Below are 16,231 nucleotides of genomic sequence, written 5' to 3'. Positions count from 1 at the left end.
TCAAGCGCCGTCGGATTCGCGTGCGTACGGTGGCCGTTGCTGCCGGGCCGCGGCGATCTCCCTCTTGCGCCGAACCTGTTCGCGCCGCTGCTGCTGCGCCATGCGCCGTGCATCGATCCGCTCGTTCACCTCGGTGGCAGTCCGCTCCCCTGGCCGCCCCGGGGTCCCGGCGCTCTGTCCGGGCCGTGTGACATGGGCGGCGTACCGGCGCACCGTGGGGTGGCGGAAGAGGTCCACGATGCGGGCGTCGGGCACCAGTTCCCTGCGCACGGCGCTCAGCAGCCGGGCCACGAGGATGGAGTTTCCGCCGGCCTGGAAGAAGTCGTCATCTGGGCCGACGGAGGGGTTGGCGAGCACTTCGCGCCATACGGCCAGCAGACCGGTCTCCAGAGCGCCTTCGGGCTCCACGGTCGGGCGGGCGGGCGCGGCGAGCGGGATCTCCGGGAGGGCCCGCCGGTCCACCTTGCCGCCGGTGGTCGTGGGCAGTTCGGGCGTGGTGGCGAAGGCAACGGGGATCAGCGCATCGGGGAGTGTATGGCCGAGGCCCACGATCAGGGCAGCCTCATCAATACCGCTGCCGTGTGCGGGGACGCAATGCGCCACCAGGGCCGAGCCGGATGGGGTGCGCTGCACACACACTGCGCAGTCGGCGATTCCCGGTAGGGAGTTGAGCGCCTGCTCTATCTCCTCCAGTTCCACCCGGTGGCCGTTGACCTTGACCTGGTTGTCGATCCGGCCGACGACCTCCAGGGTGCCGTCGGGCAGCCACCGCCCCATGTCGCCAGTCCGGTACACCCGGGTGCCGGGGTCTCGGCCCAGGGTCACGAAGCGCTGCGCAGTCAGCTCTGGCTGGCCCACGTAGCCGTGAGCGACCCCGGCGCCGCCGATGACGAGCTCGCCGTACATGGCGACCGGCAGCGGAGTGAGTCGGTCGTCGACGACGTATACGTCGTTGTTGGCGAGCGGCTGCCCGATGCGGACCGGCTCGGGGGCGTCCGGCACCTGCCAGCATGTTGACCACACGGTGGTCTCGGTCGGGCCATACATGTTGAGCACGGTCGGGATGCCGAGGTCCTTGAGCCTGCGGGCCAGGGTGGCGTCCAGGGCCTCGCCGCCGACCATGAGGAGCCGCAGCCGACTCAGGGCCTTCTCCGCGTCGGGCAGCCGCAGCACGCTGCGCAGCAGGGTTGGCGTGGCCTGGAGGGCGTTGGCCCCTTCGGCGAGGATCAGTTCGGGCAGTGTGCGGGAGTCGTCGGCGCCGCCGAGAGTGAGGGTTTCGGAGGTCTCGGCGAGGACGACGGGCACCCTGCGGGCCTGTGTCCACAGAAGTTCGACGACGGAGATGTCGAAGGTCGCGGCGGTCACGGCCGCCCACACCGGGTTTTCCGGCAGCGGTACGGCCCGGTCGAGCGCGACGAACAGGTTCGTCAGGTTGTAATGGCTGACCTCTACGCCTTTGGGGTGCCCGGTGGATCCGGAGGTGAAGATGACGTAGGCGGCGTCGTCCGGGTCCGGAGTATGGGGGTCGACGGGGGGTGCACCGCTCTCCAGGAGTTCCTCGGAGCGTAGCCGGAGCGCGGCGCTGCCGCGGCAGTGGTCCGTGTACGGTCCGGCCGTCACCAGGGCCGCGCAGGCGGCTCGGTCCAGCATGGCCGTGAGCCGGTTCTGCGGCGAGCGTCCGTCGAGCGGCACGTAGACGAGTCCTGCGTGGAGAATGCCCAGGACGAGCGCCAGCAAGTCGGGCGAGCGAGGCACCAGGACGCCGACCCGCTGACCGGGACGCAGGCCCGCGTCGCGCAGGCCTGCCGCCACGCGCGCGGCGGCCGCGGCGAGCTCGCCGCGGCTCACCCGCCGTCTGCGGAAGAGGACCGCAAGGCGTTGTGGGTCCTCGGCCAGGGCCTGCCGTATCTCGTCGTACACCGGTCGTGCTGGCACGGGAACGCGCGCCGCCGCGTTCCAGGCGTCGATCCGCCGGGCGTCGGCCGGGTCCGCCAGTTCCAGGGAACCGACTGCGGCGTCCGGGTGGTCGCACATAGCGATGACCAGCCGCTCGTACAGGGCGACGAACCGCTCGGCGTCCTCGCGGGAGAGCAGCGTGTCGTTGAAGATGAGCTGTCCTTGGAGGCCCTCGGTGTCCGGCTGCACCTTGAACATCAGGTCGTACTGGGCCGAGTAGATCGGGCAGTCGGCTTGCCGGGCCTTCACGCCGGGCAGCTCCAGCTCCTCGTCCGGATAGCTCTGGAAGATGAAGAGGGACTGGAACACCGGGGAATGGGAGGCGCTGCGCTCCGGCGCCGCCGCGGAGACCACCTGGTCGAACGGAAGGTCCTGGTGGGCGAATGCCTCCAGGACTGCGCGCCGGCAGCGCCGGACGTAGTCACGGACGGACTCCTCCGCATCGATGCGGGTGCGGATGGTTATCGAGTTGAAGAACAGGCCCAGGGTCCGCTCCAGGGCCGGGTACGCGCGGTTGGCGAGTGGGCTGCCGACGGTTATGTCGTCAGTTCGAGACATCCGCGACAGCAGCAGGCTGAAGGCGGCGACGAGGGTGCCGTACATGGTGCTGCGGGTCTCGGAGCCCAGTCGGCCCACGGCCGCGACCGTGTCGGCGCCCAACCGGAAGAGGAGCTCGGAGCCGTGGAAGCTCTGCACCGTCGGCCGCTTCCGACCGGGGACCAGCTCCAACGGAGCTGGCAGGTCCGCAAGCGTCCGCCTCCAGTACGACCGCTGCCGCTCGGCCATCTCGCCGCCGAGCCAGGACTGTTCCCAAACCGCGTAGTCGGCGTAGTGGACATCGAGGTCGGCGAGCCGTGCCGCCCGGTTCTCCAGTCGAGCTGCGTAGAGCTCCGAGAGCTCCTTGCGTAGCAGCCCGGCTGACCAGCCATCGGAGATGACGTGGTGCTGGGTGAGCACGAAGGTCCAGCTCTGCGGCCCCTTCTTCAGTAGGTCGAAGCGGATGAGCGGGGCCCGGGACAGGTCGAAGCGGGTGGTGACGATCTCGAAGAGCAGCTCGTCGTGGCCGCCGTCGGTCACGTCGTGTACCCGGAAGTCCGCCGGGCACTCTGGGCTGACCAACTGCACGAGTCCGTCGTCGGTCTCCACCAGGGCAGTGCGCAGCACCTCGTGACGGTGCATCACCTTCTCGGCAGCGGCGCGCAGGGCCGCCACGTCGACGGGGCCTTCGAGGTCGTAGGCGAAGTACATGTTGTAGACGGGCAGGTCTGTGCCGAGCTGCTCGACGAGCCACAGGCGTTGCTGGGCGTACGAGGCGGGCAGCGGGGCACCTCGGTCGGCCCGTTCGATGCGGACGCTGCGGCGCGCCTCCTCCTCCCGCTGCTCCCGCAGGAAGTCGACGATCTCGGCGCGGCAGGACCGGATCTCCTGCCGGAGTTCCTCCGGTATGTCGCCGCCGTGGGCGGAGGCCAGCAGTCTGTCGCCGTCAAGAGACAGGCGAACGCCGGCGGCGGCCAGGTCGGCAAGCAGGCGTGACAGGCTCACAGTTCCACCGACTGCCAGGTCGTGTCACCGTCGGCTGCCCGGTCCTCGGACAGTTGCCGGTACAGGTGCATGGCTGCCAGCTCCTTCTCGACGAGCGTCGCCATCTCCCGGAAGGACTCCGCGGCGAGCAGGTCGCCCAGGTTGATGCGGACGCCGTAGGTTTCCCGCAGCCGGGCCAGCACCTGCACAGCGATGATGGAGTGGCCGCCGAGGGCGAAGAAGTCGTCATCCTCTTGGATGTCGTCGACGCCCAGGACATCGCGCCAGATGGCGGTGAGAACGATGGAGACGTCCTCCCGCGCCAGCGGTGCAGCGGCATCCGCGGCGGCTTCTTCCCTTGCGGCCGGTTCGGACACGTTCGGCCACCAGTGCCGCTGCCGCGCGAACGGGTAGGCGGGCAGCGGAATGCGCCGACCGAGGCTGCCGGTTCGGAGCCGCGTCCAGTCGATGTCGCCGCCGCGTTCCCAGGTGCCGGCGAGGAGGCCGAGCCACGCCGTCCAGGAGACCAGGCCCTCGGCCAGGTCGAGGCCGCCCTGTGGCACCTGTGCCGCGCAGGGGTCCATGACGGCGTCGCGGGACATCTCCGCCAGGTGGCGGGCCGTGCCCTCGTGCCCGACGGGCAGGACCGTACCCTGCTGCGCCGACCTCACCTCGATGGTCAGGGCGCTGTACGCCACCGGTTCGAGCAGCCGGTCGATCTCCTCCAGCAGCGACTCGCAGCGGCTGAGGTCCTGGCCCGCCTCCGCGAGCCCCACGGCCTGGGTGTGCAGGAGCGCGGCCCGCAGCGCAATGTCGGTGGGTAGGGCGCCCGCGACGGCGCAGGCAACGTATTCGCCGGCCCCGACGCCGACCAGCGCGTCCGGTCGGGCACCCACGTCCATGAGCGCGGTCAGGCCTCCGTACAAGCGCCATAGGCGGCGGCCTGCCTCGTCGGCGGCCCCGGCTCGCCCCAGGGCCTCGGCGAGCTGCGGCAGCCGCGCGTCGAGCTCGGCGCTAGGCGCGCCGGGCACGAGGTCCGGCCGTACGGTCACGACCCGCTCCTGGAGTGCGCGGGGCTGCGGATCGGCAGCGAGGGCCGTGCTCAGGTCGGCGGTGCGTGCGGCGACCCAGGCCCGCCGCCACGGGTGCTTGCGGCGGCCCAACTGGAGCGTGGCCGCCACGTCGGCGACCGGGAACTCCGGCTGCCGCTCCAGCTCCCGGGCGAGGGCACCTCTCAGGTGCCGGAACGCCTCCGAGGTGTGCGCGGAGAGGGGGATGATCCACGGCTCGCCGTCCGCGTTGGAGGCCGGTGCCGGTGGCGGTTCCTCGACGATCACGTGGGCGTTGGTGCCGCCCATGCCGAGGGCGGTGACTCCGGCGCGGCGCGGCTGCCCGGAGTCCGGCCATGGCCGGGTCTCGGTGTTGATGCGGATCCCGCTGTCCGCCAGGTCGATCTCCGGGCTCAGCTTGGTGTGGTGCGCGGTGGCGGGCAGGACGCCCTCCCGCACGGCCAGCGTCGCCTTGACGAGTCCGGCGATCCCGGAGGCCGTGTCCAGGTGGCCGATCGAGGACTTCACTGCGCCCACGGCGAGCGGCCCGGATGCCTTGTGCGCGGCCCGGGCCTCGCGCAGCGCGGCCAGTTCCACGGGGTCGCCGAGCGCCGTGCCCGTGCCGTGGGCCTCGACGAGGCCGACGGTGCCCAGGTCGATCCCGGCGTCTTCGGCGGCGGCGAGGATGACGTCGCGCTGGCCTGTCACCGACGGCGCGGCGAAGCTCAGCCGGTCCGCGCCATCGTTGTTCAGGGCGGAACCGCGGATCACCGCGTGCACGGTGTCCCCGTCGTGCAGGGCGTCGTCGAGCCGACGCAGGACGACGACGCCGACTCCGCTGCCGGGCACGGTGCCGTCCGCCGACGCGTCGAAGGGGCGGCACACACCAGTGGGGGAAGTCACCGCGCCGTCGCGCCAGACGTAGCCGTGCTCGTGCGGGAGCTGGACGGAGACGGCACCGGCGAGGGCGAGGTCGCAGTCACCGGCGAGGAGGCTTCGCCGGGCCAGGTGGACGGCGGTCAGCGAGGTCGAACACAGGGTGCTGACGTAAACGCTGGGGCCGCGCAAGCCCAGGTGGTAGGAGACCCGCAGGGGCAGCGAGGCAGGGTTGCCCCACTGCTCGACGTAGGTCCGGGCCACGGGGTCGTCAGGGTCGGCGAGGGCGGCGTAGCGGTTCTCCCCGCTGCCGCAGAAGACGCCCACTCGGACGCCGGGTGTGTCGGCCCAGCCCGCGTCCTCCAGCGCGTGCAGGGCCTCTTCGAGGAACAGGCGGTGCTGCGGGTCCATGGCGGCGGCCTCGGCGGGTGCGATGCCGAAGTACTCCGCGTCGAAGAATTCGACGTCGTCGATGGCTCCGGCCACCAGTACCCGGCGGGTTCCCGCGGGCGATGCGGGGGCCGCACCCTCCGTGCGCCGGACCGCAGTCTCGCCGCTCAGTAGCCGCTGCCAGTAGGCGGTGACGTCGCCGCCGCCAGGGAAACGCCCGGCGAGACCGACGATCGCTACGGCGTGCTCGGGGTGGGAATCGGTCATGACGTCTCCTCGGCTCGGTCGGCCGCGACGGCCTTGGCCACCGCGGCGACCGTCGGGTACTTGAACAGGTCGGTCACCGCGAGGGAGGGGGAGATCTCCTCTCTGATCCGCCGGTGCAGGCGGACCAACGACAGTGAGCTGCCGCCGAGTTCGAACAGACTGGTGTCACGGGGCACCCGGTCCGGGGTGGTCCCGAGGACCTCGGCCCACAGGGCGGCCAGGCGCGATTCCAGGACGGTGCGCGGGGCCTCGGAGACGGTGACCGTGTCCCCGGCTGCTGGCGTCGGCAGCGCGCGGGTGTCGAGCTTGCCGCTCGCCGTCACCGGTAGTGCGTCGAGGCGGACTACCTGTGCGGGAACCAGCGCGGCCGGCAGGCGTTCGGCCAGGTACGCCCGCACGGCCGCGCCCTCCAGCCCTTCGCTCCCCGTCAGGTAGGCCACGACGGCGTCGTCACGGTCGCGTCGTACGACCACGGCGACGTCGTCGACGTCCGGGTGCCCGAGGGCAAGTCGGCGGATCTCATCCAGCTCGACACGGATGCCGTGCAGCTTGACCTGGGAGTCCTCGCGGCCGAAGTACTCCAGCTCGCCGTCGGCTGTCCAGCGGGCCAGGTCGCCCGTGCGGTACACCCGCAGGTCCTCGCCGTCCGTGAGCGGCAGGGTCACGAATCGCTCCGCGGTCAGCTCGGGGCGGCTGACGTAGCCAAGGGCGAGCGGGGTGCCGCCGACGCAAAGTTCGCCCACGAAGCCCGCGGGCAGGGGTTGGTCGCCGGCGCCCAGGACGAAGACTCGGGCGCCGGGAACAGGGCGGCCGATCGGCATCCGTGGGCCTGTGTCCGTTGGGCGGCAGTGATGAGCCGTCGTCTCGATGGCGGCCTCGGTGGGGCCGTAGAGGTTGACGACCTCGCACCCCCACACCGACCGCACCGCCTCAACGACGGCAGGGTCCAGGCTCTCGCCGCCGGCGAAGACCCGGCGCAGAGAGTCGGGCGGTGCCGCCTCCTGCTCGGCGAGCACGCTCTTCAGGAGCGTCGGCACGAACTGGGCGACGGTCACCCGGTGTTTGCGCATCTCGTGCAACAGGTGGCGCGGATCACGGTGGGCCCAGTCGGGGGCGATGACGATCTCCGCACCCAGGGCGAGCGGCGTCAGGTACTCCCAGAGGGAGGCGTCGAAGACCGGAGGCGTCTTGAAGTAGAAGCGGTCCTGGTCGGTGAAACCAAAGTCTCTGATCTTCCAGGCGATGTTGTTTGCGATGGCCCGGTGCGGTACGGCGACGGCCTTGGGCAATCCGGTACTGCCGGACGTCGTGATGACGTACGCCGTGTCGGTGTCGCGTACCGGCGCCGGGTCGAGAGCCGACTCTGCGTCAGCTGCTGTGAGTTCGTCCAGCGCGATCACCGGCAGGTCCTGCGCCGTGCCCGTCACGTCGTCGCGCGTGCGGACCACCACGGCCCGCGCCTTTGCGTCGGCGATCACGAAACCGCGGCGGCGCACCGGCTGTTCCGTGTCGACGGGCAGGAAGGCCAGCCCCGACCGAAGGACGGCCATCGCCGCGATCACGTACTCCGGCGAGCGGGGCAGGCACAGCGCGACGGGCGACCCCGGGGACAGGCCCAGGGCGGTCAGCCGGGCCGCGAGGGTGCGGGTGCGCGCGTCGAGTTCGCCGTAGCCGATCTCGGTGCCCTCGTACCGCAGGGCGGTACGCTCCGGGGCCGCCTGGGCACGGGCAACGAATGCCTGGTGGAGGGGGGCATAGGGCAGTGCCGGTTCCGGGGCGCCCCAGTCCGCGACGACCTGCGTCAGTGCCGTGCGGTCCATCAGCCGGACCGCGGCGGCCGGGGTGGCAGGTTCCTCCAGAAGCTGGACCAGCACTTCGTGGAAGGCGTCGGCAAGGCTCCGCGCCGTTTGCTCGTCGTAGAGCGCGGTGTTGAACTCCAACCGTCCGGTCACCCGGCCATCCGCATCGTGGAGGTCGAGCAGCAGGTCGGCCTTGCCGTCACGGGTGTCCAAGGGGAGCTTGCGCGTCACCGTGCGCGCCAGGGAGAAGTCGTCGTCGGTGTCGGTCAGGGAGACCATCGCGGCACCGCGCAGTCCGTCCGCGGGGTTCGCGGCCCTGACCTGCTCCCACATGGCGTCCAGCGGTGCGCCGCGGTGGTCCATGCTCTCCATCAGGGCTCCGTGGACATCGCGTGCGAAGTCCAGCAGAGTCGCGTCCGCAAGGCCAGGACTGCGATAGACCAGCAGGTCGGTGAACGGCCCCACGACCAGTTCGAGTTCTATCCGCTGCGGATCAGCGGCGGGATAGGTCAGCAGCACGTCCTCAGACCGCAGGAAGTGCCGCAATACGACCGCGAAGGCGGCCATGTGGAGGGCGAACGGGGTGCACTTCAGACGGGCCGACCGCGCAGCCACACCCTCAGGGATGCGGACGGGCGCGGATGCCTTCGCAATGCGCTGTGTCCTGTGAGTGCTGCCGACCGAGGGTGGTGAGTTGATCTCCCGCAGGTCGTGCAGATAGGTCTCCCAGTACTTGCGGGCGTCCGCCTCGACGGCAGGATCCGCGAAGCGCCGCTGTTGCCACTCGACGTAGTCCGCGAATCCAGGGCTTCGAGGCTCTGCGTCGCCGTCGGCAGCGGACCGGCCGTCGGATGCGTACTCCTCGGCGAGGTCGCGTAGGAAGACGGACACGGACAGCGCGTCCATGACTAGGTGGTCGAATACGAAGAGGAGGACGGCGCTTCCCGGTGCGCTGCGGAAGAGCTGGACCCGGAAGCGTGGTCCCGTGTTCGTGAAGGGCGCGCAGGCCGCCTCGCCGACGGCGGTGCACACCTCGTCCGCGGCGCACGAGGTGACGCGGACGACCCGCGCGGGCACGGCTCCCAAGCGCTGTCTAGGGTCGCTGTCCGCGCTGTCGTCGATCTCCAGGAGCAGGGCGTTGTGCCGTCGTGCGACGGTACGAACCGCGCGGTCGAACGCCTCGTCGTCAACGGGTCCAGTCACCTCATAGGCGACCGGCACGTTGAAGACGTCGCTGCCAGGGTCGAGTTGCCGGGCCGTCCAGATGCGGCGTTGCTGCTGGGAGAGGGGAAAGTCCATGTGGATCACCGGAGTTCAGCCGCGATCGACCGGCGCTCCCACGCCTCACGGTCGCGCAGGTAGCAGGGGTGCTCGCCGATGATGGACGTTGTCTCTGCCCGTCCAGCGGACAGCCGCCAGCCGACGATTCCGCTCACCTTCTTCAGACACGTGTCAACGAACGCCTGGCAGGCCAGGCGCAGTTCGCCGAACCAGCGGCCCTCCAGCGCCTCGCGCACCCAGACCTGCTCGACGCCGATCTTCTCCCGGAGGGTCTCGGCCTCCAAGACCGCGGTCTCCAGGTGGCGGCGCGATGCGAGGAGCAGGCGGGCGGCCGGCATCTCGCGGATCTCCAGGACCTTGGAGCCGTCGGCCAGGTGCTCCAGACCGCTGTAGCGGCCGAGCCCGAAGGCGCCGGCCCGGGTGTTGAGCGTCTCGATGAGCGCCTCCAGCTTGAGCTTCTCACCGTCGACGGCCACGGGGGTCCCGGCGTCGAAGGTGATCTCGACGTGGTCCGACGCGGTCGCGTCGCGCAGGCAGCTCCAGCGATAGAACTCCTCGGGCACGGCGTGTGCCTCGGGGTCGTCGAGCAGTCCGGACTCGAACTCGCGGCACCACAGGTTGGAGTCGCTGCTGACGGCGCGCGTTGCCATCTCGTCGACGCCCGCTGCCTTCAGTTCGTGCATCTTCTGGCCGCGGTCTACGGGGTCGAGATCGTATGGGCTGCCGTAGCTGCCGCGGAATCCCAATAGACCAAGTGCTCCGTTGATGCGGCGCAGGGAGTTCTGGGAGCGATTGGCGGTGTGAAGGACAGCCGTGGCGCCGATCCCCTCGGCCACCTCCATGACGGTCTTGGCGATGAGGGGACGGCTCAGGGTGGAACTGACGGGGTGGGTGTCCAGGTACACACCGTGAGCCGCGATGGCGGGACGCACATAGAGTTCGGCGAACTCCGAGCGGGCATCGACGTGGTGGAACCGTACGCCGATCTTCCCCGCGATGCGCGCCTTCTCCTCGCTGGTCTCGTCGCCGCCGAGATCGATGCTGACCGCGTGGACATCGGAGGCACCAGCCTGGACGAGGCGGAGCAACAGGTAGCTACTGTCGAGCCCGCCGCTGAACAGCGTCACGACCGGTCTGCGGAGGTCGAATCCGTGGTCGGTCAGATCACGGAAGGACCGTATCAATTGGCCGTACAACGGCGATTCTCCTTGAAACACTCGAAAGGCGCGGTGGGGGACGCGGGCCAGCCGGGGGCGAGACGGGACGGAGCGGCTCAGCGAAGGCGGCGGTCGAGCGTGGCGGCGAGCCCCGTGACGGTCGGGTTGCGCAGCAACTCACGCATGGAAATAGGGATCCCGAGGACCGACTGCAGCTGCTTCACTGCGCGGACGGCCTTGAAGGAGTCACCCCCGGCCTCGAAGAAGTCGTCGTCGGGGCCCAGGTCGGGGGCGGTGAGGATGCGGCTCCAGATCTCAGTGATGGCATCCTCTAGGCCCTGTTCGGCCGCCGCCGACTGGTCCGCGGGCGCGGACGTCATCGCCTCGGGTGCCGCCCACTTGGCGAGCAGGTCGCGGTCGATCTTGCCGTTCTGGGTCAGGGGAAGAGCGTCGACGGTGCGCAGCGTGGCGGGGACCATGTAGCTGGGGAGGCGTTCCCGCAGGGCGGTGCGCAGCCGGTCGGTCGCCTCGGACCCACCGGGCAGGACGACGAATGCCGTCATACGGGCGTCGGCGCCACTGCCGGTGACAGTCACCGCCGCCTGCTGTGCGCCGCCGTGGCGGACGGCGGTGGTCTCGATTTCACCGAGCTCGATGCGGTATCCACGGATCTTGACCTGGCGGTCCACGCGGCCGAGAAACCTCAGGTCACCGCTCGGCTCCCGCTGCACCAGGTCGCCGGAGCGGTAGAGCCGGCCGCCCGACCCTCCGAGGCGGTCCGGGACGAACCGCCCCTTGGTGAGCTCGGGCCGGTTCAGGTAGCCGATCGCGAGTCCCGCGCCACCGATGTACAGCTCGCCAGGGGCACCGTCGGGGACCGGGCGTCCGTCCTCGTCGAGGATCCACAGCACGGTGTCATCGACGGCATCGCCGATGAGCACAGTGTCTGGCGCGGGATCGCGTGGGCACTCCCAAGCGGTGCAGTAGATGGTGCACTCGCTCGGGCCGTACAGATTCGTCAGGGAGGCGGTGGACCGTGCCTGGAAGTGGCGAACGAGCGCGGGACTGAGCGGCTCACCGCCGGTCAATACGGCGCGCAGGCCGTCGAAACGAACATCCTCGTCATGCGCCAGCAAGAAGAGGTCGAGCAGGGAGACCACGCAGTAGAGCACCGTCACGCCCTCGTCGCGCATGAGCCGGTCCAGATACTCCGGTTCGCGCTGGCGGCCGTGCTCGGCGACGATCACCGTGGCGCCGAACATGAGCGGCCAGTAGACCTCGATGAGGAACATGTCGAAGCTGCACGCCGTGTGGTGGACCATCCGGTCGGACGGGCCAAGGCGGTGGGAGTGCTGTAGGGCGTTCAGACGGCTGGTCACCGCGCGGTGGCTGATGAGCGATGCCTTAGGAGCGCCAGTAGACCCGGAGGTGTAGATGACGACCGCCGGTTCGTCCTCCAGGTCTGCAACCGGCTCCCAGGCGATCGAGTCCGATGCGGGCGCGCAGTCTTCCATGAGAAGGACGGGCAGACGGGATCCTGCGCCGAGGCGGCCGCTGAGCGCCCGGTCGGTGACGACCAGCCGTGGATCACAGTCCTCAAGCATCCCGCGGGTGCGTTCCGGCGGATCGCCCACGTCGATCGCGACGTGCGATCCGCCCGCGAAAACCACAGCCAGAATGACGACGACGAATTCAGAAGAACGGTTCAGGTAAACGGCAACACGATCGCCGGGCCGCACACCGGAGTCCCGTAGCTTTTGGCACAAATATATAACACGAATGAGCAGGTCTTTACCCGTGACCTTCTCTCCGTCTTCAATCAGAGCGACGTGGTCGGGGTGCGCTGCAAGCCGTCGATAAAGGGCAACATCAAGCCTGTTTCCTACTGGCACGTACCTCTCCTCGGATAACCATGTTCCGGCCCGTTTCAAGATCGCAGCAGGAAGACTAGCCCGGCGGATTAGATTCACCGAAGAGCAACTCGTGTGACTAGTGTCACTGCCATAAATGATGGAAGGTGCAGCCCTGGGTTCACGTACACTCGCCAGCCATTACATCGGCAGATTGCCGACACAAGGGGTGAAAAGAACTGTGAAAGCGACTCTTTCCGCCAAAGCGGCGAGCTCTGCCTCCGAGGTTCATGACGCGCTGATAACGACTGGGTTCGGCCCGTTTTTTGCCACTCCATGCGGAGTGCTAGCGCCCTTGCTTTCCCTGCTGGCGCAGCGGCCGGATTACCACGTGGTCGCACGCGAGGACAGCGCCGTGGGTATGGCCGCCGGGGTGAGCCTGAGCGGCGGTCTCCCGGTGGTACTGATGCAGAACTCCGGGTTCGGGCAGTCCGTGAACGCCCTCGCCTCCCTGACCCTGCCGTACCGTCTGCCATTGCTGCTGATCGTCAGCATGCGCGGCACAGGCCCGGACACGACCACGGAAAATCTGGCCATGGGCCAGCTCACGCCCACGATCCTCGACGGACTCGGCGTGGGATCCGAATACCTCACCGGCGAAACGGCGCATACACAGATGAAGTCCGCCCACGACGCGGTCGCCGTCGAGAAGCGCGCGTTCTGCTTCCTGATCCGCCCTGACGAGTTCGAGTGGAGTGTGTGAGGCCATGCCGCTGCTGAAGACTCCGGCGATCGCCGCAGCCCTGAGTGCTCTGCCCGAAGCACCCACCGTTTTCACCACCGGGTACACGTCCCGGATCGGCGCGTCTCTGGGCGAGCGGGAGAACCACTTCTACATGACCGGCTCCATGGGATTGGCGGCCAGTGTGGGTATCGGCATCGCCCTCGCCACCCAGCGCACCACGCTGGTGCTCGACGGCGATGGAAGCGTGCTGATGAACCCTGGTGGTCTGATATCCGCCGCTGCGGCGAAGAATCTTGGGCTGATCCACGTGGTGCTGGATGACGGATGCTACGACTCAACCGGGGGCCAGCCGTCGCCCGCCCCCGAGGTCGACCTCACAGGGTGGGCAACGTCTGCCGGAATCCCGTCGGTGCACGTGGTGGACACTGCGGAGGAGCTGACACGCATCCTGCGCCGCGAAAGCGAAAAACCGGCCACACCGGTATTCGTCCGCTGCATGGTGCGACCGGACTCCACTCCCCCGCCGCCCCGAATTACCGACGACCTGCCCTCCGTCGCCCGGCGCTTCACGCGGTATGCGGGCCATGACTAACAGCCCCTGCCTACCACCCGCGTCGGCTGGTAGGCGCGTCATCCTGTAGCGGCCGGGCTTGCCGGCACCCGCACGACCACCAGTGCCCCGGCCTCCCAGGTGAACTCAGGGCCGGGCTCTTCTCAGGCTGGAGCACGGGGATGCCCGCCACCACCTGCCGAGTCCCTGGGAGGACGCGCCGGTCCAAGTTCGCGCCAAAGACCGTGGGCAAGCATCGGCAACCCAAGCTCCACGTCCCGCACGACATCCTGCCTATGAGCCTTGAGCGTCCTCGTCTCGCCGGGCCTGAGTTGGCAGGAACCGTGCGCGGCGAGCAGTGCGGATGTCCCGCCGGCGGGACATCCGTTCACAACCAGGCCTCGGCGAGCTTGGACAGGTCCGGCATGTTGCAGGGCGCGCTACCCGTCGGCGTGGGCCGACACCACGCAGACCGTCGCACGGCGCGGTGAGCACGTTCGGCTTCCTGCCCCAGTGCAGGGGCGACGCTTTCAGGACGAAGGAACTTCCCGGCCCGAGCTCACACAGGCCTCAGATCTCCGCCCATCCTCCGGTGGGAATCGGTTCCTGAAGCCAACCGCGCTCCTCGAACACAAGGCGCGGTTCGTCGAGGTCAACGCCCGGTACCCACCGAAAGAGCTACTGCCCAGCGAGGTGAAATCCGGACTATTGCCGCCAATCCCCACCTCGTGAACCAATCTTTTACGGTCGCGACAGCAGAACGATCTAGACCGCAACTCGAACGCAATGTAACAATGCGCTCACGGTAGGACGGGGTTGCTTGCTCTTCCAAGACACGGCAGCCGGAAGCCGTTGACTAATGGACCATTGTTGAAACGGGGAAGAGGCCGAATGTTGAGACGTAGCGATAGCAGCGTCCGCACGCCGCTGTCACGTCGCCCAGATTTCTCGCATCAATCAGCGCATCAGGGCGTCGGACCTGACCTGTAGTCATGGGGTTCACCGTCGGCGCAGTTCCGACACACGCTTGTGAATAGAGTGCTCCGCTGCTCACGTACGCAACGGACTTCACCATTTCTCGCGTCGAACCATCAGTCAGCTCTGCACCAAGGAAGTTTTCTGCATGGGGAAAGTAGCCGATCCACTAGTTGCACCCACGCCTCGACTCAACCCTCAGGCATTCACTCACCGGACCAGTCTATCCCTGCCCCCTGACTTCCCACTGGCGGAATGGAAACGCTTCGGTAAACATCTGTTTCTCATCTCGGACTCCTCAAGCTGGTGGATCGGCGACTGGCTGATTTACGGCCAGGAGAAGTACCCCAACCGATACCGGCAGGCGGCAGAGGAGACAGGGCTGGATTACAAGACACTACGCAATTATGCCTGGGTCTCTCGGCATTACGCAGTGCCCGAACGGCATCCGAATCTCAGCTTCCAGCATCACGCGGAGGTCGCTTCGGTGGAGCCCGCGGAACGCGCGATTTGGCTAAAACAGGCCGCCCAGGAGGGCTGGTCACGGAACATGCTCCGCCAGCAGGTGCGCCAGACGCTAATCGCTCCGCAGAAGGAACCCGAGGAGCGCGTACTTCTACGGATGGATGTCAGCAGCGAGCAGGGGAAGAGATGGGCGAGTGCCGCCGAGCGCCACGGCCGTGAACTGACAGAGTGGATGGTCCTCTGCCTCGACCGCGAGGCGAGCCGGCAGGACTCACCCGGACGCTGAGAACCCATTTGGCCCGCCTCAAGTCTGTGGCGTCTTCCAGCCGTCCGGCGGCGGAAGCCCTGGCGCCTCACCGGGCGCGCCCGCTCACCGCACCTGGAGAATCCGCAGCCCAAGGCAGACACCTTCACGCCTCAGCTCGCGCTTTAGGTCCCGCTGGAGTTCCCCGGCGGCGCCGCCGAAACGCCCCTCGCCCTACTCCGCCGGGACGAACCGCAGCTTCGCAGGGTTCCCCACGATGGCAAGAACGGCGATCGACAGCTCGTTGACGATGGAGGGTCCGCCCTGGTCGAGGCGCTGCCCGAGCAGGTCGGAGGTGAATCCGCTCGCGTCGACCGAAGTCAGGTCCACGCCCTGGGCACCAACGGCGGTCACCGTGAACGGTCCCGCCCGAAGGCCGTCGGCGCGCGGGATCTCGGCGCCCTTCGTCACGCCGACCGTGCAGCTTCCGTCTGCACATGCCCGTAGCTGGGGTTGACGGCTTCGGCGGCTTCACCGCGGTCGGCGACGGCGAAGAGGAGAGCTTCGTGGGCGGGGGCGAGGCGGGCGATGGTTCGGCCGAACGCGGGGGTGCGGCTGGCGCCGCCGCCCCCGCGTCGCCGCCCGAGTCGGAGCCGCAGCCGGTCAGCGCGGCGGCAAGCGTCAGTCGCAGACGGTCCCCGCCGGGCCGCACGCCGCAGACAGCCTGGCCCTACGGCGGGCCGCTGATTCCGCTGCGGTCATGGGACCGTTCTATACGCGGGTGCCCGGGGCGAACACGATCTCCGAGCCCCGCAGCGGCAGGCTGGCGGGGAGAGGATCGTTGCGCATGCCGCCCAGGCGTATGCGTCCGTTGGCGCTTAGCTCACCAGGGGTGGGTGTGACGATGCCGACCTGGGTGATGCGGCACGTGTTCAGGGGGTCCCACGCGACTGTCGTCTTGTCAGTCACGGTACCGATGAGTACGCGACGGTCATTGTCAGCAGTCTCGCAGCAGACTCGTAACGCGTAACCTTGACGGGCCGCCACGTCCTGGGTGATGACGTTATCGGGGCTAAAGACCCATTCGACATGCCCTTCCCGCGCAC

The 16,231-nt window shown here is 68.9% G+C and carries 10 protein-coding genes; 3 read left to right on the top strand and 7 right to left on the bottom strand.

Features of this window, described 5'->3' with window-relative positions:
* The 5 genes from AC3ETA_RS45115 to AC3ETA_RS45095 all read right to left on the bottom strand — a co-directional run bounded on the left by AC3ETA_RS45115 (position 1) and on the right by AC3ETA_RS45095 (position 12,227).
* Complete coding sequence (locus tag AC3ETA_RS45115) at positions 1-3,498, bottom strand: non-ribosomal peptide synthetase (protein ID WP_432198698.1); 3,498 nt, start codon at positions 3,496-3,498, stop codon at positions 1-3.
* Positions 3,495-6,059 carry a beta-ketoacyl synthase N-terminal-like domain-containing protein gene (locus AC3ETA_RS45110; protein WP_432198697.1) on the bottom strand — a complete coding sequence of 855 codons (2,565 nt, stop codon included), beginning with the start codon at positions 6,057-6,059 and terminating at the stop codon, positions 3,495-3,497. Before AC3ETA_RS45110 ends, AC3ETA_RS45115 begins: the two co-directional genes overlap by 4 nt.
* On the bottom strand, positions 6,056-9,157 hold the full coding sequence (locus AC3ETA_RS45105; RefSeq protein WP_432198696.1) for a non-ribosomal peptide synthetase: 3,102 nt from the start codon (positions 9,155-9,157) through the stop codon (positions 6,056-6,058). The genes AC3ETA_RS45110 and AC3ETA_RS45105 overlap by 4 nt, the downstream gene beginning before the upstream one ends.
* A 5-nt stretch (positions 9,158-9,162) precedes the next feature.
* On the bottom strand, positions 9,163-10,335 hold the full coding sequence (locus AC3ETA_RS45100; protein ID WP_432198695.1) for an argininosuccinate synthase-related protein: 1,173 nt from the start codon (positions 10,333-10,335) through the stop codon (positions 9,163-9,165).
* A gap of 77 nt (positions 10,336-10,412) precedes the next feature.
* A complete protein-coding gene (locus tag AC3ETA_RS45095; RefSeq protein ID WP_432198694.1) occupies positions 10,413-12,227 on the bottom strand; it encodes a non-ribosomal peptide synthetase in 1,815 nt (604 codons plus the stop codon).
* A gap of 160 nt (positions 12,228-12,387) precedes the next feature.
* Between AC3ETA_RS45095 and AC3ETA_RS45090 the strand changes: the two genes are divergently transcribed.
* From AC3ETA_RS45090 to AC3ETA_RS45080, 3 genes are all read left to right on the top strand, one after another.
* Positions 12,388-12,909 (top strand): thiamine pyrophosphate-binding protein, encoded by a 522-nt coding sequence (locus AC3ETA_RS45090; protein WP_432198693.1) that lies wholly within the window; start codon positions 12,388-12,390, stop codon positions 12,907-12,909.
* Between the two features lie 4 nt (positions 12,910-12,913).
* The gene (locus AC3ETA_RS45085; RefSeq protein ID WP_432198692.1) at positions 12,914-13,483 is read left to right on the top strand and encodes a thiamine pyrophosphate-dependent enzyme; all 570 of its coding nucleotides are present in this window, start codon (positions 12,914-12,916) and stop codon (positions 13,481-13,483) included.
* A gap of 1,081 nt (positions 13,484-14,564) precedes the next feature.
* Positions 14,565-15,167, top strand: a complete 603-nt coding sequence (locus AC3ETA_RS45080) for an LmbU family transcriptional regulator (protein WP_432198691.1) — start codon at positions 14,565-14,567, stop codon at positions 15,165-15,167.
* Positions 15,168-15,359: 192 nt separating this feature from the next.
* Here the strand turns inward: AC3ETA_RS45080 and AC3ETA_RS45075 are convergent, their stop codons facing one another.
* Both AC3ETA_RS45075 and AC3ETA_RS45070 read right to left on the bottom strand, forming a co-directional pair.
* Complete coding sequence (locus tag AC3ETA_RS45075; protein WP_432198690.1) at positions 15,360-15,596, bottom strand: hypothetical protein; 237 nt, start codon at positions 15,594-15,596, stop codon at positions 15,360-15,362.
* Positions 15,597-15,896: 300 nt separating this feature from the next.
* Positions 15,897-16,231, bottom strand: a 335-nt coding sequence (locus tag AC3ETA_RS45070; protein ID WP_432198689.1) for a hypothetical protein, incomplete at its 5' end; no start/stop codon positions are given.

The sequence above is a fragment of the Streptomyces sp. bgisy027 genome, assembly GCF_057710365.1.
The sequence above is the reverse complement of the archived record's forward strand: the minus strand, read 5'-3'. Positions and strand labels throughout refer to the sequence as shown.

Coding starts and splice junctions, on each gene's coding strand:
- AC3ETA_RS45110 (WP_432198697.1), bottom strand. CDS start 6,059: ATGACCGATTCCCACCCCGAGCACGCCGTAGCGATCGTCGGTCTCGCC.
- AC3ETA_RS45105 (WP_432198696.1), bottom strand. CDS start 9,157: ATGGACTTTCCCCTCTCCCAGCAGCAACGCCGCATCTGGACGGCCCGG.
- AC3ETA_RS45085 (WP_432198692.1), top strand. CDS start 12,914: ATGCCGCTGCTGAAGACTCCGGCGATCGCCGCAGCCCTGAGTGCTCTG.
- AC3ETA_RS45080 (WP_432198691.1), top strand. CDS start 14,565: ATGGGGAAAGTAGCCGATCCACTAGTTGCACCCACGCCTCGACTCAAC.